This is a genomic window from Arthrobacter pullicola, from assembly GCF_014836875.1.
GTDB lineage: Bacteria > Actinomycetota > Actinomycetes > Actinomycetales > Micrococcaceae > Arthrobacter_B > Arthrobacter_B pullicola.
In genome coordinates, this window is the sequence record NZ_JACSQC010000005.1 from 319,536 (window position 1) to 338,384 (window position 18,849).

At 66.1% G+C, this 18,849-nt stretch carries 18 protein-coding genes; 10 read left to right on the plus strand and 8 right to left on the minus strand.

Annotated elements, in window-relative coordinates:
* Nucleotides 1-305: 305 nt before the first annotated feature.
* Both H9638_RS12690 and H9638_RS12695 read left to right on the plus strand, forming a co-directional pair.
* Nucleotides 306-1,814, plus strand: a complete 1,509-nt coding sequence (locus tag H9638_RS12690) for a hypothetical protein (protein ID WP_191747831.1) — start codon at nucleotides 306-308, stop codon at nucleotides 1,812-1,814.
* Nucleotides 1,815-1,930: 116 nt separating this feature from the next.
* Entirely contained in the window at nucleotides 1,931-2,587 is a 657-nt protein-coding gene (locus tag H9638_RS12695) for a class I SAM-dependent methyltransferase (RefSeq protein ID WP_191747833.1), read from the plus strand.
* A gap of 24 nt (nucleotides 2,588-2,611) precedes the next feature.
* On the opposite strand, the gene H9638_RS12700 is transcribed toward H9638_RS12695, so the two are convergent.
* Both H9638_RS12700 and H9638_RS12705 read right to left on the minus strand, forming a co-directional pair.
* Nucleotides 2,612-3,214 carry a dihydrofolate reductase family protein gene (locus H9638_RS12700; RefSeq protein WP_191747835.1) on the minus strand — a complete coding sequence of 201 codons (603 nt, stop codon included), beginning with the start codon at nucleotides 3,212-3,214 and terminating at the stop codon, nucleotides 2,612-2,614.
* A 108-nt stretch (nucleotides 3,215-3,322) separates the two neighbouring features.
* Nucleotides 3,323-3,877: an acyl-CoA thioesterase gene (locus tag H9638_RS12705; RefSeq protein ID WP_191747927.1), complete on the minus strand. Its 555-nt coding sequence runs from the start codon at nucleotides 3,875-3,877 to the stop codon at nucleotides 3,323-3,325.
* Nucleotides 3,878-4,004: 127 nt separating this feature from the next.
* On the opposite strand from H9638_RS12705, the gene H9638_RS12710 reads away from it, so the two are divergent.
* Nucleotides 4,005-4,217, plus strand: coding sequence for a hypervirulence associated TUDOR domain-containing protein (locus tag H9638_RS12710; protein ID WP_191747837.1), 213 nt, complete (start codon nucleotides 4,005-4,007; stop codon nucleotides 4,215-4,217).
* Nucleotides 4,218-4,331: 114 nt separating this feature from the next.
* Here H9638_RS12710 and H9638_RS12715 read toward each other — a convergent pair whose 3' ends face one another.
* The 3 genes from H9638_RS12715 to H9638_RS12725 form a co-directional block, all read right to left on the minus strand.
* Nucleotides 4,332-5,771, minus strand: a complete 1,440-nt coding sequence (locus tag H9638_RS12715; RefSeq protein ID WP_318241873.1) for an APC family permease — start codon at nucleotides 5,769-5,771, stop codon at nucleotides 4,332-4,334.
* Nucleotides 5,772-6,101: 330 nt separating this feature from the next.
* A complete protein-coding gene (locus tag H9638_RS12720) occupies nucleotides 6,102-6,569 on the minus strand; it encodes a DUF3237 domain-containing protein (protein WP_191747841.1) in 468 nt (155 codons plus the stop codon).
* Nucleotides 6,570-6,643: 74 nt separating this feature from the next.
* On the minus strand, nucleotides 6,644-7,825 hold the full coding sequence (locus H9638_RS12725; RefSeq protein WP_191747929.1) for a M20 metallopeptidase family protein: 1,182 nt from the start codon (nucleotides 7,823-7,825) through the stop codon (nucleotides 6,644-6,646).
* Nucleotides 7,826-8,051: 226 nt separating this feature from the next.
* On the opposite strand from H9638_RS12725, the gene H9638_RS12730 reads away from it, so the two are divergent.
* The 4 genes from H9638_RS12730 (at nucleotide 8,052) to H9638_RS12745 (ending at nucleotide 12,461) form a co-directional block, all read left to right on the plus strand.
* Entirely contained in the window at nucleotides 8,052-9,479 is a 1,428-nt protein-coding gene (locus H9638_RS12730) for a sensor histidine kinase (RefSeq protein ID WP_191747843.1), read from the plus strand.
* Between the two features lie 79 nt (nucleotides 9,480-9,558).
* On the plus strand, nucleotides 9,559-10,278 hold the full coding sequence (locus H9638_RS12735) for a response regulator (protein ID WP_191747845.1): 720 nt from the start codon (nucleotides 9,559-9,561) through the stop codon (nucleotides 10,276-10,278).
* A 111-nt stretch (nucleotides 10,279-10,389) separates the two neighbouring features.
* Nucleotides 10,390-11,274, plus strand: coding sequence for an ABC transporter ATP-binding protein (locus H9638_RS12740; RefSeq protein ID WP_191747847.1), 885 nt, complete (start codon nucleotides 10,390-10,392; stop codon nucleotides 11,272-11,274).
* Nucleotides 11,271-12,461, plus strand: coding sequence for an ABC transporter permease (locus H9638_RS12745; protein ID WP_191747850.1), 1,191 nt, complete (start codon nucleotides 11,271-11,273; stop codon nucleotides 12,459-12,461). The genes H9638_RS12740 and H9638_RS12745 overlap by 4 nt, the downstream gene beginning before the upstream one ends.
* A gap of 171 nt (nucleotides 12,462-12,632) precedes the next feature.
* Here the strand turns inward: H9638_RS12745 and H9638_RS12750 are convergent, their stop codons facing one another.
* Nucleotides 12,633-13,136 carry an EamA family transporter gene (locus H9638_RS12750; RefSeq protein WP_191747852.1) on the minus strand — a complete coding sequence of 168 codons (504 nt, stop codon included), beginning with the start codon at nucleotides 13,134-13,136 and terminating at the stop codon, nucleotides 12,633-12,635.
* 303 nt (nucleotides 13,137-13,439) lie between these two features.
* Between H9638_RS12750 and H9638_RS12755 the strand changes: the two genes are divergently transcribed.
* Complete coding sequence (locus H9638_RS12755) at nucleotides 13,440-14,411, plus strand: NAD(P)-dependent alcohol dehydrogenase (protein WP_191747854.1); 972 nt, start codon at nucleotides 13,440-13,442, stop codon at nucleotides 14,409-14,411.
* A 140-nt stretch (nucleotides 14,412-14,551) separates the two neighbouring features.
* Here the strand turns inward: H9638_RS12755 and H9638_RS12760 are convergent, their stop codons facing one another.
* Both H9638_RS12760 and H9638_RS12765 read right to left on the minus strand, forming a co-directional pair.
* Nucleotides 14,552-15,601 carry an intradiol ring-cleavage dioxygenase gene (locus H9638_RS12760; RefSeq protein ID WP_191747856.1) on the minus strand — a complete coding sequence of 350 codons (1,050 nt, stop codon included), beginning with the start codon at nucleotides 15,599-15,601 and terminating at the stop codon, nucleotides 14,552-14,554.
* A 119-nt stretch (nucleotides 15,602-15,720) separates the two neighbouring features.
* Nucleotides 15,721-16,302, minus strand: a complete 582-nt coding sequence (locus H9638_RS12765) for a PadR family transcriptional regulator (RefSeq protein WP_191747858.1) — start codon at nucleotides 16,300-16,302, stop codon at nucleotides 15,721-15,723.
* A 134-nt stretch (nucleotides 16,303-16,436) separates the two neighbouring features.
* Between H9638_RS12765 and H9638_RS12770 the strand changes: the two genes are divergently transcribed.
* Both H9638_RS12770 and H9638_RS12775 read left to right on the plus strand, forming a co-directional pair.
* Nucleotides 16,437-17,564: an aromatic ring-hydroxylating dioxygenase subunit alpha gene (locus H9638_RS12770; protein WP_191747860.1), complete on the plus strand. Its 1,128-nt coding sequence runs from the start codon at nucleotides 16,437-16,439 to the stop codon at nucleotides 17,562-17,564.
* Nucleotides 17,565-17,568: 4 nt separating this feature from the next.
* Nucleotides 17,569-18,582, plus strand: a complete 1,014-nt coding sequence (locus tag H9638_RS12775) for a PDR/VanB family oxidoreductase (protein WP_191747862.1) — start codon at nucleotides 17,569-17,571, stop codon at nucleotides 18,580-18,582.
* Nucleotides 18,583-18,849 lie beyond the last annotated feature (267 nt).

Below are 18,849 nucleotides of genomic sequence, written 5' to 3' on the forward strand. Positions count from 1 at the left end.
CCCAGCATCGTCCATTTCTGAGCACCGCGCTGCCCGACACGCCGTCCGGACCTGAGCGCACAGTGCAGGACCTGCCGCAACCTACCGGCGGGTAACTAGTTTTCCAAAACCCTTGCTTTGTTACCGATCAGTAAGTTAGATGTAACCGACATCACATTCCTACCGGCCGGTAACCCTCGATTGTGACACCGCGTGACAGGGACAAACCGGTCCGGGCACCACCCTTATGCGGGGCTTACAGGCGCTATACCCGCAGTCCGCGCGGTCGAGGAAGACCGCTGTTTGAACCAGAAAAGGGATATTCAATGACGAGTTCCACCTCTGGCCGGCCCACTAACCGGCCGCACCTCATTCTGACCGGCCTTCTGGCCCTGTTCCTGGTCCTGCTGCTGGCCTTCTTTGTGCTCTTTACGAGTCAGGTCGCCACCGGTGCAACACAGCTTTCCGACGGCGCCAAACGCGCTTCCATCGGCGCCTCCGACCTAAACGACGGCGCCGCGAAAGCAAAGGAGGGGGCGGATAAGGTCGCTGCCGGCAGTGCGAAGGTCTACGACGGCGCCCAGACCCTGGCCCAGGGCATTGGCACGGCCAAGACCGGAGCGGGTTCCCTCAACGAGGGAGCCGTGACGCTGAACGACGGCGCCGCAGCAGCATCCGCCGGTGCCAGCAAGCTCGCCAGCGGCGCGACGAATGCCTATACCGGGGCATCAACCCTGGCCAGCGGCGCCTATGCCGCTTCGGAGGGGGCCAACAAGCTGGCCACCGGTGCAACGGCTGCCCGCGAGGGCTCGGCTTCGCTGTCCGCCGGGGCGTCGGAGCTCCACACGAAGATGGAGCCGCTTGTTGGCGGATCTAAGGACCTGGCTGCAGGGGCCGAAGCTGCTGTGGCCGGGATCGGGCAGCTTGCGCCCGGCGCTGCTCAGGTGTCGGGTGGCCTTGAAGGCATGTGGGGCTTCATCAACACGCCGCAGCCGGGTCAAACCGAAAGCGTCGCGGCCCAAATCATGGCTGACATGAATCCTGATGGAACCTTGAAGGGCGCGAACAGGCTCCGGGCTGCTGGTGAGGCCATGGGTCCCTTGGGGAATGATCTGGTGCTCGCCGCTAATAAGCTGCAGGGCATGGCTACGCTGATCATGGGCATTAACCAAGGATTGAATGAAAAGGGTCTGCTGGCCGGTTCCCAGGCCGTGGCCGGCGGCCTTGCCCAGCTGAATACCAAAGCCCCCGCCCTCGCAGAAGGAGCGCAATCCGCAGCCAACGGCGTCGAGCAGCTTTACGCGGGTGCCGGGCAGCTGTCCGCCGGAGCGCAGAGCCTCAACCAGGGGCTGGCCACCCTTGAGGACGGCGCCTACACGCTCGCCGAAGGCAATGCCAAGCTCGCCAACGGTGCGGGAACCCTTTCCAGCGGCCTCGGCACCCTCGAAGCCGGTGCTTACTCGCTGGCCGACGGCAACACCAGACTTGCCGACGGCACCGGCCGTCTGCTCTCCGGCTCGGATTCGCTGACCGAAGGCATGGGCAAGCTCGACGCCGGTGCGCAGACCCTCAGCGAAGGCACCACCACGCTGAAGACCGGCGCCTCCGACCTGGCCGACGGCAACGCCAAGCTCGCTGACGGCACCGCCACCCTGGCCGGCGGCAACGGCGAAATCTCCACCGGTGCCGACACCATGATGGAACGCACCTCCGCCATGACTCCGGGACAGCTTTTGACGTCCCCGGCGATCCTGGCGGTCCTTATTCCGGTGGCTCTGCTGCTGATCCCGCTGGCCCTGCTGATCTCGGCCCGCAGCCGCCGCTCACAGCACTAGGAGCGGCGCAGGGAAGCGCACCACCGATGGCGAAAGGCCGGATGCCACACACCCAGGGGGGGGCGGCATCCGGCCTTTCTTCCGTCCGCAGCTACTCCGGACGTAGAGTTCACGGCATGCATGACCATCCCACGGAACCTCCCCCACCGGACCAATTCTGGGACGGTTTCTACCGTGAACGCGACCAGGTCTGGAGCGGCAGCCCCAATGCCCTGCTGGTCCGCGAAGTCACCGGCCTCGCACCTGGGACCGCCCTTGACCTCGGCTGCGGCGAAGGAGCCGACGCCGTCTGGCTGGCCCGGCACGGATGGCAGGTCACCGGCATCGACATTTCCGCTGTCGCGCTGGAACGTGCGGCTGCCCACGCCGTGGATGCCGGCGTCGAGCACCTGGTGACCTGGGTGCAGGCAGACCTTGCCGCATGGGCGGCCACGGATCCCGGCTCCGACCCGGGATATGACCTGGTCTGCGCCCAGTTCCTGCACTCACCCACCGAGCTTCCCCGGGATCGCATCCTGCACCGGGCGATGGCTGCCGTGGCCCCGCGCGGGCGGCTGCTCGTCGTCGGGCACCAGGATTTTCCGCCCTGGTCCAGCCACCCGGCGCCGGAGCCGCCGCTGCCCACCGCCGTCGAGCTGGCAGCGGCCCTGCAGCTCGAGGCACATGGCTGGATGCTGGAAACAGCCGAACCGGTGCCGCGCACCGTCGAAGGGCCGCAGGGACAGCTGGTGGTGCTCAACGACAACGTGCTGCGGGCACGCCGCGGGGTGTAAGGAACTCTGCCGTGCTGCCGGCCGCTACAGCTCGGCGACGGTGAAGGGCCGCGGCAGCAGGGAGAGTGACACAGCCCCGGATTTGGTCACGTGCGAACCAGTCACCATGAACGACGACGGCACCGCACCTTCCTCGAAGAGCCGCTTTCCAGCCCCGACGACGATGGGGAAGATCAGGAGCCGGTACTCGTCCACCAGGCCGGCGTCGTGCAGGGCCCGGGCCAGCTGGTGGCTGCCATGCAGCTGAAGTTCGCCCTGGGTGCGTTCCTTGAGCTGTTCAATGGCTGTCAGCACATCGCCCGAAATGAGCGTGGTGTTCTGCCACGTGGGGTCGGTCAGCGTGTTGGATACCAGGTACTTGGGCAGATGGTTCAGTGACCGGGCAACATCGTCCGAGCTATCCGGAACCGGTTCCCAGTACGGCTGCATCATCTGGTAGGTCGAACGGCCCATAAGCAGTGCATCGGCCTGCCGGAACCAGCCAGCAACAACCTCTTCCATACCCTCATCAGCCAGAGACACCAGCCAGCCGCCGCGGCTGAACCCGTTGGATGGGTCCTCATCCGCGCCGCCAGGCCCCTGCATCACGCCGTCCAGGCTGAGGAATGTGTTGACGGTCAGCCGCATAGCGGACCTCCGCAGTCTCGCCGGTCTGGTGCCACGTTCCGCGGCGTTTAACCAGACTGGTTCAGTGCCGCGGACCCGTCAAGGGTGGGTGCCCGCCGTTGGTGCGGCCTACGCCGCCCAGGCGTGCGGAGCCGGCCGGCGCGCACCGGGCAGGGCAACGTTTTCGCGCCAATCAGCGATCCAGTCCGGGAGGACCAGGTCCTCGGGCGGACGCCGCCCCGCTGCCTCGAAGATTTCCTCGTTCGTGACCGGGGCCTGCTTGGACACCATCCGGGTGGCGAGGAAGGCGCTGGCGTAGATCTCGCCGTCCGCCACCATCCGCTGCTCAAAATAAATGGCCCGCTCATCGAAGCCGATGATCCGCGTCTCGATGGTGTAGCGCTGCCAGGGCGCGAGCGACTTGCGGAAGCTGATGGTCTCGTTGCTGACCACCGGCCCCCACCCGTTCCGCCGCATCTTCGCCCAGAAGCCGCTGCGGATCATCAGGTCGAACCGGCCCAGGTCCATCAGCGAGAGGTACATGCCGTTATTGACGTGGTTGGCGATATCAAGGTCGGTCGGCAGGACACGCATCGGCAGGGAGGACGTGTCGAAGATGTCGAGTTTTGACCTGCGCCGGCGGGCCGTCAGCAGGAGCAGCAGGGTGCGGAAGATCAGGTGCATGCCGCCCATATTACCCACGGGTAACTTTTTTGTCCGGAAACTGCTCTCCGGTTTTTCGGCATCGGTCATGTTTATTCCGGCCAGCTACCCGTTACACGGATGACCGGACGGTGCTAGGACGGTCGCCATGAGTGATCAATTGAGGGTCGGTGACCGGGTGCGGTGGAACTCCCGTACAGGTGCTGTCACGGGGGAAATTACTGAGGTCCATACCTCCGATTTCGAGTTCATGGGCAGGCGACGGCTGTGCTCCGAGACTGAGCCGCAGTACAAGGTCCGCAGTGATGCGACTCAGCTGCACGCGGTACACCGGGCCGAAGCACTGCGCCGGGTCTCCTAGTCCTTCTGGACAGCCTTAAGAAGCGGCGGCGGCTTCCCGCACTGGGGAAACCGCCGTCGTTGATCCACTGCCCGGCAGCGCCGGAGCTGGGAGCCCGGAGCTAAGAACTGGGAGCTAGGCCCGCACCTTGACCCGCAGTTTGGCGAGGAGGTGCTCCTCGGCGTCGGGCCCTGCCTTAATTCCGCCGGGAACCCGGAAGAAGTAGATCAGGCCGATCACCCACCAGGCACCGAACAGCAGCCAGGGCTCAACGCCCAGGGCGGCCGGCATGCCCGGCATGTAGAGGCTGAACAGCGCGGCACCGAAGATCGTTGCCGCGATGCCGATGGCGATGCCACCCTTGCCCTTGCCGCCTACGCGCAGGGGGCGGTCCATCTCCGGTTCCCGGCGGCGCAGGATCAGGAAGGAAATGGCTACCAGCGTGTACGCGAGCACGATGCTCGGTGCGCCGGAGTCGACCAGCCAGCCGAGCATTTCCGCTCCGCCGAACGGGGCCAGGAAGCTCAGCGCGCCGATGAACAGGAGCGAGTTGTGCGGTGTGCCGTACTTCGGGTGCAGCCGGCCAAACCAGGCCGGCAGCATGCCGGAACGCGCCAGCGAATACATGAGGCGTGAGGCTCCCATAAGCAGCGAGTTCCAGGATGTCAGGATGCCCGCAATGCCGCCGGCAATGAGAATTTTGGCCATAACGTCCGAATTGAACATGGCGCCCACGGCGTCCGCAGTGGCGATGTCGGTGCCGGCGAGGTCTGCTGCCGGCATGGCCGAGGAGGTGGTCAGCACCACCATGATGTACCAGATGGTTGCCATGACCACGGCAACCACAACCAGCTTGCCGATCTGCTTCGCCGGGATGTTCACTTCCTCGGCGGACTGCGGAATGACGTCAAAGCCGATGAAGAGGAACGGCACCACAACCAGTACTGCGAAGAAGCCGTTCATTCCGCCGTGGAACCACGGCTCCATGTTTGAGGTGCTGCCGCCGGTGAACGCTCCGGCGATCATCACCAGCCCGATCGCCAGCAGGAAGATCACCACGAAGGTCTGCACAACGCCGGCTTCCTTGACGCCGCGGATGTTAATCGCGGTGATTACCACGGCGGCGACGGCTCCGACGAGGGCCCACGTGAGGTGGACTTCGAAGCCGGCAACGGTCCAGAGCGGTATGTGGCTCAGGTCGGGGAAGATGTACTGCACGGTTTTGGGCAACGCAACGGCTTCGAACGCCACGATGGTCACGTAGCCGCCGATGATTGCCCACGAGCCGATGAAGGAGGGACGCGGCCCCATGGCCCGCATGATGTAGTTGTGCTCGCCGCCGGCCTTGGGCATGGCGGCACACAGTTCGGCGTAGGTCAGTCCGACGATTGCCATGATGACGCCGCCGGTAACGATGGCAAGCACTGCCCCCATGGTGCCGGCTGAGGACAGCCAGTCGCCGGTGAGCACAACCCAGCCAAAGCCGATCATGGCGCCGAACCCGAGGGCCAGGACGTCGATGCGTCCGAGGACTTTTTTGAGCGAGGGTTCGGTTTCTGCCTGAACTGTGGACACGCCGACACCCCCTTTCTGTCTAATCTGCCCGCGAGGGGCTGCCCGGTTTACGGACATGTTTGGGCCCCGCACAGGCTTGTGAATCCGCACACGGGGAAGATAGCCCGTTTACGCTACACGCCGCAGGCCGCCACGGCCTAGTTGACCGGGGTGTGGTCAGGCCGCGTTACGGGCCGGGAAGAGTGTGTGGGCGGGCCCGCCGTGCGGGCCCGTTAAGCATCAGAAATCCTGCTGGGCGACACGCGTTCCCAGTCTTCGTTGCCTCCTGATGCTGGTGGGACCACTCCAGCCACAGAAGGTTACATAGAGTGGGAACCCGTGCCCTCGGGCCTACTCCACGACGCTGATCTCCAGTCGCACCTCGTCCGGAAGACGGATACCGGTGCCGATGAGGATCCGGCTGGACAGCCAGGCCCAGGCACCGCCGGCGGGCGCTTCGATGCGGGGCGCGCAGCGGAAATAGATCCTTGCCGGGTCGACCGGCTCGCCCCGGAGGAGAGCCGCGATATCCGCCTCGCTCCCGGAGCGCAGGCCAAAGTTGTTCACGTAGAGCCGCTCGCCGCCGTCGGTCTCGATCGCGTATTTGGCCTCCAGCTCCGTGAGCGTGGCAGTGCGCAGCAACTGGTAATCAGCCCCTGCCGGCAGTACCGTTCCGCGCAGCTCCGGGCCTTCCACCTTGCCGCCCAGGATCGGAATGATCCTCCTGACCCCGGCTGAGGTGCTGCCGATCTCGATCGGCTCACCTACCCGGACGGAGATGGTGGCCAGGAAAGTCAGTGAGGGCACGGAGAAGCTCATAGAGGCCACAGTAGCTTCCTCCTCCATCCCTCAGGGGCAGGCCGTTACCGGACGGCGGTATGGGGAGGTGTCAGCTACGTCAGCCGGTTGAACGCCAGCTGGGCCAGCGCGGCAGCCTGGTCGGCCAGCACCGAATCGTCGAACAGCACCCGCGGAGAGTGGTTCCACGCCGCGGCGGCCGGATCCATATCCGGCGGGGTGGCCCCCAGGAACAGGAACGCTCCCGGGATCTTCTGCAGCACAAGGGAGAAGTCCTCCGAACCCATCAGCGGGTCCCGGGACTGGATGACGCGGTCCTCGCCGAAGAGCTCGCGCAGTTCCCGCATGGCTTCAAAGGTCCGCGATGGATCGTTCTCCGTCATCGGATAGAGAATCTCAAAGCTAACCTCCGCGGTGCAGCCGTGTGCCGCGGCGATCCCGTCCGCGAGCGCCTTCGTCTCCACGATCAGCCGGTCCACAGATTCAGCCGACAGGGTGCGCACGCTGGCCCCCAGCCGGGCGGAATCCGGAATGACGTTAATCGCCCGGCCGGCCTCAAGCTGCGTGACGGTCAGGACGATCGGATCGAAGACGGAGAACTTCCGGGTCGCCATCACCTGCAGCGCGGCCGCGATCTCCACCAGCGCCGGCACCGGGTCCAGCGCATTGTGCGGCTGGGAGCCATGTCCGCCGGACCCGTGCACGGTGATGCGCAGTTCGTTGGCGCCGGCCATCAGCGTGCCCGGTTTGGTGCGGAAAACCCCGAGCGGGCCCGGGCGCACATGGATGCCGTATGCAGCCACCGGCCGCTCCCCCGCCACTTCGAGCACTCCTTCGTCGATCATCAGGCCGGCACCGCCGTCGCCCTCTTCTCCGGGCTGGAACATAAAGACGACGCTGCCGGAGAGGTCCCGCTGCTGGGCTGCAAGGAGGCGAGCGGCGCCGACCAAGCCCGCAACGTGCATATCGTGGCCGCAGGCGTGCATCGCTCCGTTGGTCGACGCATATTCCAGGTCCGTGAGTTCCTCAACGGGCAGGGCATCCATGTCTCCGCGCAGCAGCACAGCCGGACCGTCCTCACCGCCTCGCAGCACGGCAGTTACGGAGCTGAGGGAGCTGCCGGTGGTGATTTCCAGGTCCAGCCCATCCAAGGCATCGAGGATGCGCCCCTGGGTTTTGGGCAGATGCAGCCCGACTTCCGGTTCGCGGTGCAGCTCGCGGCGCAGCGCCACCAGCCCCGGAAGCAGAGCCTGTCCTTCGGAAACAAACATGTCCATCCTCACGGTCATTCCAACAGCGAACGCGGCACTAGGGCCCCGGACGAAGTAAACCACCCCGGTCCTCCGCCCGGGCACCAGGCGCGGCGGGCACCGTCCCGGCGTACCCAATCCGTGACCAAACACCAGCGCGGCACGGAGCGTGCCGCCCAGCGGCCATATCCCCCGCAGGGCCTCAGCCGTACGGCGGATCCGCCACGCGGCCGCCAGCCATAAACTGGGGGCCATGATCGATTCCCCCGTGGCCGGACCTGTGGCTGAACGACCCGCCGGCGACGACGCAGCCGTTCGGGAGCACCGGAACCTCGCCGCCCGGGTCCGCAGCATGCGGCTGAACCTGCCGTGGCATGCCGAGTCCGACTGGGAACGGCCCGGCCCCGGACCGGAGGCCCTGCGGCGCGATGCCAGCGGCGTGGCTGTCGCCCTGGTGCTGAGCGCCCTGATGCTGGAGCTCATGCGGGGCTGGGCCTTCGGAGCCGGCGATGGCGGAAACCCGTGGCTGCAGCATCTGGCCCAGGCAGTGATGTTCCTGCCGCTGATCCTGCGCCGGCGTTATCCTGTCGCCGTCATGATCCTCAGCTCCGTGACCTTCCTGGTGGTGGGCCTAACGGTCACGTCGATCTCAGGGCAGATCGGTTTCCAGGCCGCCTACTTCGCTTCCCTGTTCAGTGCTGTGGCCTGGGCACGGAACCGGCGGGTGCTCTGGCTTGGGGTCACCGTGGTGGTGGCGGCGATGTTCCTTTGGATCGTCCTTGGGATGGCCCTGTCCAGCAGTTACGACGAGATGATCGCGGCTCTTGGGGTGGAGGACGTGGACGCCCGGGGTCTGCTGCCGCCCCTGACCTCCTTCGCGTTGTATACCTTCATGGTCAACGCAGCCTACTTCGGCGGGGCCATCATGTTCGGCATGAACTCCTGGCGCAGCGCCCACCAACGGGAGCAGCTCGCCGAGCAGGCGGCGCTGCTGGAAGCCCAGGGCGCGGATCTTGCACGCAAGGCCGTGGTGGAGGAACGCCTGCGCATTGCCCGGGAACTGCACGACGTCGTCGCACACCACATTGCCGTGATCGGAGTGCAGGCCGGCGCGGCCCGCCGGGTCATGGAGAAAAAGCCCGCAGCCGCTGCCGAGGCACTGCAGACGATTGAATCGTCCTCCCGCGATGCCGTGGCGGAGATGCGCTCCCTGCTGGGAGTCCTGCGGTCCACCGACACCGAGAATCCGGAGACGGAGGCTGGTATCCAGCGCGGTCCCGAACCCGGCATCGAAGACCTTCCCGCGCTCGTCGAAGAATACCGCGCCAACGGCCTGGCCGTTACCTTCAATCAGGTGGAGGACCGTCCGGGAGCACTGACCGGGCTCTCCGCGCCCCTGTCGCTGTCCGTCTACCGGACCGTCCAGGAATCGCTGGCCAACGTCCGCCGGCACTCAACCGCCGGCTCCGCCGTCGTCGCCCTGCGCACCGGGGAGACCAGCGGACAGCGCTGGGTGGAAGTGGAAACGGTCGACGGCGGCCGTCCACGTCCCGGCACGGCAGGGTCCGGCTACGGACTCCGGGGCGTCCGCGAACGCGCGGCACTGCACGGAGGCAGCACGGAGATCGGCCCGCGCGACGGCGGCGGCTGGCGGGTGCGGGTGCGCTTCACCCTGCGTTAGGGAGTTGGCGCCTCCAGCGGAACTGCCGCTAGGTTTATCCGGGGGGTGGCACCGGGCTGCCGAAAATTGAAGGACTGAAATGCAACCGATCCGCCTGCTGCTGGCCGACGACCAGGCGCTGGTCCGCGCCGGCTTTGCCATGATGCTCTCCGTCGAAGAGGACATTGAGGTGGTCGGGCAGGTGACGAACGGCCAGGAAGCCGTGGACTTCGCCGCGGCAAACCCGGTGGACGTCATCCTGATGGACGTGCAGATGCCGGTGCTGGACGGTATCCGGGCCACAGAGCAGATTGTGGATGCCGGCTGGGCGAAGGTAATCATTCTGACCACCTTCGAACGCGACGACTATCTCTTCGACGCTATCCGGGCCGGCGCCAGCGGCTTCCTGCTGAAGAACGCCGACCCGGACGACCTGGTCAGCGCGGTGCACGCCGTCGCCGGCGGCCACGCTCTGCTGGCACCCGAGGTGACTGTGCGTGTGATCGAACGCTTTGCCCGCCAGCTCGACGCCGAGAAAGCCGCCGTGGGCGCCCCCGTCCCTGCCGGACCGCAGCCCGACCCGGCGCAGCAGAAACTGCTGCAGTCCCTGACCACCCGCGAGCGCGAGGTCCTGGAACTCGTGGCAACAGGGCTCAGCAACGCCGAGATCGCGGCACGGATGTTCGTGGCTGAAGCGACGGTCAAGACCCATGTCTCCAACCTGCTGGCCAAGGTCCAGGTGCGGGACAGGGTCCAGGCCGTGGTGTTCGCCTACGAATCCGGACTCATTCTTCCGGGTGAGGGCGGCCGCGAAACCTAAGCTGCGGGATTCACCCGGACGGCCGATCCGCTGGTCTCCGCTTGTTCCTATGGTTGAGGGAGCAGTACATCCACAACCTCCCGGCATCCCCGGGGAAGGAGCAGTCCCCCCATGCTTCAGGTCCAAAACCTCACCCGTCGGTTTGGTGAGAAAACCGCCGTTGACGCGGTGAGCTTCGATGTTCCGTCCGGCCAGATGACCGGGTTTGTCGGCGCCAACGGTGCGGGCAAAACCACCACCATGCGCATGATCATGGGGGTGCTCTCGGCCAGTTCCGGCGAGGTCCTCCTGGACGGTTCCCCGCTGACCGCCGACGCCCGCTCGAGCTTCGGCTACATGCCCGAAGAACGCGGCCTCTACCCCAAGCAGCCGATCCTGGACCAGCTGGTCTACCTGGGCCAGCTGCACCGGATGAGCCAGTCCGCAGCCCGCAAGGGAGCCCTGGACCTGCTGGACCGCTTCGGCTTGGCCGGACGCACCAAGGACAAGCTGGAATCCCTGTCGCTGGGCAACCAGCAGCGGGTACAGATCGCAGCGGCGCTGCTGCACCGTCCCAGCGTGCTGATCCTGGATGAGCCCTTCTCCGGGCTGGATCCGGTGGCCGTGGATTCCATGGTGGAACTGCTGCGCGAACGCACTGCGGCCGGGGTGCCGGTGCTCTTCTCCAGCCACCAGCTGGACCTGGTCGACCGGCTCTGCGACAACATGGTGGTCCTGCAGCAGGGCCGCGTGATTGCCTCCGGTACCGGTGATGACCTGCGGGCCCGGGCTGTGAACCGGCACCGCATCACGGTGTCCCCCGATGCCGGCTGGGTCCGGGATGAACCCGGCGTGCGGGTGCTCGACGTCGCCGGTCCCACCGCGATCCTGCAGTTCGACGACCCCGCCGCCAGCCAGCGGCTGCTCGCCGCAGCGCTCTCCCGCGGGTCCGTGGAGGAGTTCGCACCGATCCGGCCGTCCCTGAGCGAAATCTACCGTGAGGTCACCGCAGCATGAGCACCAGCACAGCCCGCCCCACCCCGCCGTGGGCCATCGTCACCCTGCGCGAGGTTATGGTCAAAGCCCGCGACCGCAGCTACCTGATCTCCACCCTGGTCACCCTGGTGCTGATTGTCGGAGTGGTGGTCTTCAACGCCTACATGAGCACCCGGGCCGACGAATACACCGTGGCGGTCACGGATACCGCAGGCACCGCCGTCGTCGACATTGCCCACACCACCGGACAGAGCGACGGCGGGAACTCCAGCTTCGAAGCCGTGAGCGCCGGGTCCTCCGAGGAAGCCCTGGAACTGGTCCGTTCGGATGATGCCGATGCTGCCCTGACACAGGACGCCGACGGTACGTGGACGCTCACCGGCCACGAAGAACTCTCCGGCGGCCTGCAGCAGGGGCTGGCCGAGGCGCTGCGGGCGTACGCCCTGGAGGTCAACGCCTCCGATGCAGGAACCACACCGGAGGCACTGCTGGAGGGCAGCGAATTCGGCACGGCCCTGCTGGACGGCAACGCTGAAAACCAGTTCATGGCCCAGTTCGCCGGGTTTGTGTTCGCGTTCCTCTTCTATATGGCGGCGATCGTGTTTGGCATGGCCATCGCCACCTCGGTGCTTGAGGAGAAGCAGAACCGGGTGGTGGAAATCCTGGCTACCGCCATCCCGATCCGGCAGCTGCTCTACGGCAAGGTTGCCGGCAACACGGTCCTGGCGATGGTGCAGCTGGCCCTCTACGCCGGCGCTGCCCTGCTGGCGCTCACCTTCACCGGTACCGCGGACAGCGTCGGAACCCTGATCCCGGCGTCGGGCTGGTTCCTGGTGTTCTTCCTGGCCGGGTTCCTGATCCTGGCTTCGGCCTGGGCCATGATCGGTTCCATGGCCTCCCGCACCGAGGACCTGAACAACAGCTCCGGGCCGGTGCTGACCGTCATCATTGTGGCGCTCTTCGGCGGCCTGTTCGCCAAGGGACAGCTCCTGGTGATCGCGTCCTTCGTCCCGGTGGTGTCCTCGGTGGCTATGCCGGTGCGGATGCTCAACGGCGAGGTGCCGCTGTGGGAGACCTTCGTGTCCCTGGCGCTGGCCCTGGCCGCGGCCTATGCCCTGCTGCGCTTCGGCGAGAAGATCTACCGCCGCGCCGTGATGCAGAGCGGCGGTGCCCTGACCCTGCGCAAGGCGATGAAGCTGGAACAGTAGCGGCTTCCTGCGAGTGAAAAACAGCCGGTGCTGGTTTCGAATTCCGAACCAGCACCGGCTGTTTTTATGCCCGGACTTCGACGGCGGCGTCCCGGCCCGGACTCCCGCTGCGCCAGATGATGGCGGCCCCCGAAGCGATGACCAAGCCGATGCCGGCCGTCGCCGCCGGGCTCAGCGGCTGGTCCAGTGCCAGGGCGCCGACGACGGCGGCTGCCGTGCCCAGCCGAAGATGATGCCCAGCAGATCGAACTCCGTCTGGACCCCGGCCGCGGCAGCCACCCCGGCCAGGGTCAAGACGGGCAGGAGCCGTTCGATGCGCCCTTTCGCCCCGAGGCTGGCAACCGCCAGCGGGCCAAGGAACTCGAGCGTGACCGCCAAACTCAGGGGAATGCGCTCAATGGCGCTGTACAGCAGCACGTTCATGGCGGCCATCGCGGCTCCATACAGAAGGATGCTGCCCCAGGCCCGGGAACTCAGCGTCCGGAGGCTGGGGCGGGCAAGGCAAAGAAGCACGGCGGCGGCGAGGAACATCCGCAGTCCGCTGGTGCCAAGCGATCCGGCAACGGCAAAGAGGCTGCTGGCCAGCACGGAAGAGACCTGGATGCTGACCGAACCGATGAGGACAAAGACTGCACCCAGCAGGGCACGGAAAAGCGGGGAAGAGTTCTGGAACATGGGAAACCATTTCTGGGCAGACCGAAAGACCGGTCGTTGACGGGGACGTCAGACGACAGGCAGCCGCTCAGGAAAGGAAAACAGGAGAATCCGCGCTGCCCGTCAGAGGCGCGCGGACGAAAGTGAGCGGAAGACTGCCGGTGTGGGAGATCGCTGACGCCGCGGACCGGAGCGATGTCCCAAACTGGCAGCAGAACCTCCAAGTCTCCCTGAAGCTCCGGAACTACTGATGGTCAAGCCCCTCCGCCGTCTGTAGCATCCGGTCCGGATGCCGGCCGGGTCCAGACGACGAAAGGGCACAGAATGCAGGCAGTCACCCAGGAGAGCTACGGTTCCGCTGATGTCCTGCACATGGGCAACGTCCCAGTGCCCGAGCCCAAGGCCAACGAGGTCCTGATCCAGGTCAGCGCGGCAGGCGTGGACCGGGGCGTCTGGCACATGATGACCGGGCTGCCGTACCTGGGCCGCCTGGCGTTCGGCCTCCGGAAGCCACGGAACCCGGTTCCCGGCATGGACCTGGCAGGCACGGTTTCCGCGGTGGGATCAGCGGTGACGCGTTTCGCCGTGGGCGACCAGGTGTACGGAAGCGGCAGAAGCACCTATGCCGAATACGCTGTGGCCCCGGAAGCACGGCTGGCGGCCAAGCCGGCAGGACTGACCTTTGCACAGGCCGCGGCCGTTCCCGTCTCAGCCGTGACAGCGCTGCAGGGCCTGGGCAAAACCGGACGCGTTCAAGCGGGACAGAAGGTGCTGGTCATCGGTGCCTCGGGTGGTGTCGGGAGTTACGCCGTCCAGCTGGCCAAGGCCTTCGGCACCGAAGTCACGGGGGTTTGCAGCACCGGGAAGATGGATTTTGTCCGGTCCATGGGGGCGGACGAGGTCATTGATTACACCGCGGAGGACTTTGCGGACGGCACAAGGCATTGGGACCTCATCCTGGATATTGCCGGCAACCCGTCGATTGCCCGCCTGCGCAGGGCCCTCACCCCCAAGGGAACGGCCGTGATCACCGGCGGTGAAGCGGCCGGCAACCTCACGGGCGGCATGAACCGCCAGCTGGGAGCCCTGGCGCTCTCCCCCTTCGTCCCGCAGCGGCTGACGATGTTCATCGGCGCAGTCCGCTCCGCGGAGCTGGAGGACCTCACCGGACTCATTGACGCCGGAAGCATCACTCCCCCGTTGGAACGGACCTTCCCCCTGGACCAGGCACCGGAGGCCCTGGACTGGCTGGCCTCCGGCAAGGTCCGCGGCAAGATTGCCCTCGCGGTTGGCTAACTGGTGACTGACGCCCGGCTGCGCCGGGTTTATGCGGCTTCGCCGGATGCGGCTTTCGCTGTATGACAACCGCTGCACTGGCTCACTACGGGCCGCGCCCGACTACCGCTGCTCTGGCTCACTAGGGCTGCGCCGGATGACTACGGCTTCGCCGGCGGTTCGCCTGCTTCACCCTCCGCACCGGCAGGCGGCTCTCCACCGGGGCCACCGGCTGGCGGCTCACCGGCCGGCGGTTCTCCACCCGCTCCGCCGGATCCGCCGCCGGGCCCGCCCTCGGGACCGCTCCCGCCCGGGCCGCCGGATCCGCCACCCTCAGGCGCGCTGCCCCCGGCCGGTTCGGTCCGGGTATCCACACCGGCGGTCAGGGACACCGAGTATCCCTTGGCAACACTGCCCGTAACAGCAGCCAGCTGGCTGGCACCGCCGTCGTCACCGAAGACATTGTCGCTGTCCAGCGTGATCTGGGAGAGGTTCCGGACCGACGCCTCGTAGCCGGCCGTGGCGAAAACTGCGTCGCACACATCCTGGGGCAGAGCCACCTGGGAGGTGGCGATCGCGTTTGTGGAATCCGTGATCGAGGCCTCGTCCGGATAGACCTCGAAGTGGATGTGCGGCCAGCGTCCGGTGTAGCAGGCCGGGAAGATGCTGGTGAAGCGGACTTTGCCGCCGGCGTCCGCAATCTGGACGCCGCGCAGGTAATTCTGGTCCTCGACCCCCTCGGAGTACATCGAGTACAGGCCCTCACGGGTGCAGTGCCAGACGTAGACGGCGACGCCGGCAAAGGGTGCTCCGCCGTTGGCCAGATCGGTGATGGTCAGTTCCAGGTCCATCGGGATGCCTTCGGCGGTGCCCTCGGACTCACCGAAACTCGACCGGATGTCGCTGCGGACAATGCCGCTTTCTTCCAGGACGTCCGGTCCGTTGGAGCCGTCGCCGGGATACGGTCCTGCCGTTTCGTCGGGAATCTCGCCATCAGCGGTTCCCGTTCCGGACTCCGACGCACCGCAGGCGGCCAAGCCCAGGGTGACGGCACCGATACCAAACGCTTTCAGCACGCCGCGGCGCTGGAGGAGGGTCCCGACGTCGAACCCCAGCCCCTGGTCCTCAAGGTCTTCCTCCGGGCGCGGCAGCGCACGGCCCTGATAAAGGTGGGTCTGTTCAGCAGTCTCAACAGCAGCGCGGTGACGCATATATTCTCCTTGACTCGGCAGTTTCGCCAAGACGAGGGTAGGCCCGCTTTCTATGCCGGAGCTGTGCTCAGCGTGGAGATTCGCCCATTCGCCCGGCCCGGCCCCCGACCCGGAGCCGGCTACGGGTACAGCGAGTCGACCAGGGCAAGTCCGCGCCGGGCCCAGGCGATTTCCTGCTCAGCCCGGGCCGTCAGCCCCTCGTAGGTGAACCGTTTGAAGGCGGCAACGCGCTGATGGTCCACGTCCGGGACCGTCGCCAGGCGCCGGTTCAGCATGTCCGAGGTGCCGCCGTCGATCTCCTCGATCTTCTGCTGCCACTGCAGCAGCCGGGCACCGTAATGCTCAATGTGCGCCTGGAGCTGCTGCCGCGCCGCTTCGGGTTCGGCCCATTCGAGGTAGGCCGCCTTCAGGTGGATGGGGTCCCGTTCGCGGGGGTAGTCCAGCTGGGTGTTGACCCAGGTGCGGAAGGCTTCCCGGCCGGCATCGGTGACGTGGTACTGGCGCTTGCGGCCCTTGGTACCCCAGGGAACCTCCTCGCCTTGAAGCAGGCCGTCCCGTTCCATCCGCCGCAGCTCGGGATAGATCTGGGAATCCGGGGCATGCCAGACGTAGCCCACGGAGGACTCGAACTGCTTGTAAAGGTCGTACCCGGTCATGGGTTCGACGTTCAGCAGTGCCAGCAGCGCGTAACGAAGGCTCACCGCGGCCTTTCTGGAGAAGCGGACCCTTGCCTAACCACTATAGGCATAGGTAGTGTGCCATACATCACTAACTATCTATGGAGATAGTTAGTTTGGAGCGGCACCGAGGACGATGCCGCGAGGAAGGAAGAGCTATGACCGCCGTCTCCACCACCAGTTCCACCACCAACAAAGTGCTGGGCTATCCGCTCAATGCCTGGTACGTGGCAGCCTGGGACCACGAGGTGACCCGCAAGCCGATGGCCCGGCGCATCGCCGACTGCCCGCTGGCCCTTTACCGCACGGAGGACGGCAAGGCCGTAGCCCTCGCGGATGCCTGCTGGCACCGTCTGGCTCCGCTGTCCATGGGCAAGACCATGGGCCGGGACGGCATCCAGTGCCCGTACCACGGGATCGTCTACAACTCCGCGGGCCGGTGCATTTCGATGCCTGCCCAGGAAACCATCAACCCCAGCGCAACGGTGCCGTCCTTCCCCGTCGTCGAGCGCTACCGTTACGTCTGGGTCTGGCTCGGCGATCCCACGCTGGCGAACCCGGACCTGGTTCCGGACATGCACCAGCTGTCCTCTCCGGAGTGGGCCGGCGATGGCCAGACCATCTTCGCGCCCTGCAACTACCAGCTGGTGCTGGACAACCTCATGGACCTCACTCACGAGGAATTCGTCCACTCTTCCTCGATCGGCCAGGAAGAACTGAGTGAATCCGAGTTCGTCGTCACCCATGACGATGACACGGTCACGGTCTCCCGCTGGATGCTGAACATCGATCCGCCGCCCTTCTGGCTGAAGAACATGCGGGACAAGTTCCCGGATTTCGAAGGCAAGGTCGACCGCTGGCAGATCATCACCTTCCGCGCGCCATCGACCATCAACATCGACGTCGGTGTCGCCAAAGCCGGAACCGGCGCCCCGGAAGGCGACCGCGGCCAGGGCGTGAACGGGTTCGTTATGAACACCATCACCCCGGAAACCGCGAAGACCTGCCACTATTTCTGGGCCTTTATGCGTAACTACCGGCTGGACAGCCAGCTCATCACCACGCAGCTGCGTGACGGCGTGCACGGGGTCTTCGGCGAGGATGAAGAGATGCTCGCCGCGCAGCAGGCCGCGATCGACGCCAACCCGGACTACGAGTTCTACAACCTGAACATCGATGCCGGCGGTATGTGGGTCCGCCGGCTGATCGAACGCCGCCTGGCCGCCGAAGGCCGCCTGCCTTCAGCGGACGCCCCCGTTCCGGCGGCTCCGACGGCGGCGCGGTAGAGCCATGGCTGCAACGAACACCGAGGTCTGGCAGCGCGCCGTCGTTACCGAAATCCGCGACGCCGCGGACGGGATCCGGCGTGTGGTGCTGGCGCCGTCCCTGCCGCGCCGGGCGGAGCCGGGCTCCCATATTGACCTGATGGTCACCATCGACGGAGAGCTCCAGCGGCGCTCCTATTCGGTGGTGGAGTCCAGCGATGACGGCGGTTCCCTGGCCATCTCCGTCTTCCGCACCCCCACCTCCCGGGGCGGGTCCGTGTTTATGCACGGGCTCGTCCCGGGAGACGAACTTGAAATAACCCAGCCCCTGCAGAACTTTCCGCTGCGGGTCGGGGCGCCGAGCTACGTCCTGCTGGCCGGCGGTGTCGGCATCACGGCCATCCTGAATATGGCGCGGACCCTGAAGAACGTGAAGGCGGACTACCGCTTGGTCTACGCCGGCCGCCAGCGCAGCGCCATGGCCTATCTGGCGGAGCTGGAAGCCGAGCACGGCAGCGCACTGCAGGTCCATATCGATTCCGAGGGCACAACGCTCTCCGTTCCGGACCTGATCGGACAGGTGCCGGAGGGCGCGGAACTGTACATGTGCGGCCCCATCCGGTTGATGGACGCGGTGCGCCGCGCCTGGCGGGAACGGGAACTGGATGTCTCCAGCCTGCGGTACGAAACGTTCGGCAACTCGGGCTGGTACGACCCGGAGGAGTTCATTGTCCGGGTGCCGCGGCTGGGCCTGGAAACCCGGGTTGGGCAGGGACGGTCCATGCTTGAAGCCCTCGAGGAAGCCGGTGCGGACATGATGTTCGACTGCCGCAAGGGCGAATGCGGTCTGTGCGAGGTCCGGATCCTCGATCTGGACGGCGCGGTGGACCACCGGGATGTCTTCTACAGCGAACGCCAGCAGCATGCCCGGGAGAAAATGTGCTGCTGCGTTTCCCGCGCAGTGACGGTGCCTACGGGGAAGCGGGGTGATGCAGACCCTAGCCGGGGACCCGCCGTCGTCACCATCGACGTCTCCTGAAACTCTCTGTGAGAACCCTTACGATGGTCGCAATAATGGTTCGCCTAAGCGGCACGAGATCGCGCTGTCGTATAGATTGAAATGAGCATTCCGCATAACGGAATGGTCGGTGAGTCACCGAATTACCTTGAGGGGACCCCGCCCTCAACTGAGAGGCTGCACATATGAGCGTCAGTGAAGACAGAACGGACATCCTCAGCGGGCTGACCAGCCAGCTGCCGGATCGTGACCCGGAAGAAACCGCGGAATGGATTGAATCCCTGGACG

What these genes read in the sequence shown, in the direction of transcription:
- H9638_RS12735 (WP_191747845.1), top strand. Translation starts at nt 9,559, where the DNA reads ATGCAACCGATCCGCCTGCTGCTGGCCGACGACCAGGCGCTGGTCCGC.
- H9638_RS12705 (WP_191747927.1), bottom strand. Translation starts at nt 3,877, where the DNA reads ATGCACCTGATCTTCCGCACCCTGCTGCTCCTGCTGACGGCCCGCCGG.
- H9638_RS12710 (WP_191747837.1), top strand. Translation starts at nt 4,005, where the DNA reads ATGAGTGATCAATTGAGGGTCGGTGACCGGGTGCGGTGGAACTCCCGT.
- H9638_RS12695 (WP_191747833.1), top strand. Translation starts at nt 1,931, where the DNA reads ATGCATGACCATCCCACGGAACCTCCCCCACCGGACCAATTCTGGGAC.
- H9638_RS12700 (WP_191747835.1), bottom strand. Translation starts at nt 3,214, where the DNA reads ATGCGGCTGACCGTCAACACATTCCTCAGCCTGGACGGCGTGATGCAG.
- H9638_RS12755 (WP_191747854.1), top strand. Translation starts at nt 13,440, where the DNA reads ATGCAGGCAGTCACCCAGGAGAGCTACGGTTCCGCTGATGTCCTGCAC.
- H9638_RS12740 (WP_191747847.1), top strand. Translation starts at nt 10,390, where the DNA reads ATGCTTCAGGTCCAAAACCTCACCCGTCGGTTTGGTGAGAAAACCGCC.
- H9638_RS12690 (WP_191747831.1), top strand. Translation starts at nt 306, where the DNA reads ATGACGAGTTCCACCTCTGGCCGGCCCACTAACCGGCCGCACCTCATT.
- H9638_RS12730 (WP_191747843.1), top strand. Translation starts at nt 8,052, where the DNA reads ATGATCGATTCCCCCGTGGCCGGACCTGTGGCTGAACGACCCGCCGGC.
- H9638_RS12760 (WP_191747856.1), bottom strand. Translation starts at nt 15,601, where the DNA reads ATGCGTCACCGCGCTGCTGTTGAGACTGCTGAACAGACCCACCTTTAT.
- H9638_RS12770 (WP_191747860.1), top strand. Translation starts at nt 16,437, where the DNA reads ATGACCGCCGTCTCCACCACCAGTTCCACCACCAACAAAGTGCTGGGC.
- H9638_RS12725 (WP_191747929.1), bottom strand. Translation starts at nt 7,825, where the DNA reads ATGGACATGTTTGTTTCCGAAGGACAGGCTCTGCTTCCGGGGCTGGTG.
- H9638_RS12775 (WP_191747862.1), top strand. Translation starts at nt 17,569, where the DNA reads ATGGCTGCAACGAACACCGAGGTCTGGCAGCGCGCCGTCGTTACCGAA.
- H9638_RS12750 (WP_191747852.1), bottom strand. Translation starts at nt 13,136, where the DNA reads ATGTTCCAGAACTCTTCCCCGCTTTTCCGTGCCCTGCTGGGTGCAGTC.
- H9638_RS12720 (WP_191747841.1), bottom strand. Translation starts at nt 6,569, where the DNA reads ATGAGCTTCTCCGTGCCCTCACTGACTTTCCTGGCCACCATCTCCGTC.
- H9638_RS12745 (WP_191747850.1), top strand. Translation starts at nt 11,271, where the DNA reads ATGAGCACCAGCACAGCCCGCCCCACCCCGCCGTGGGCCATCGTCACC.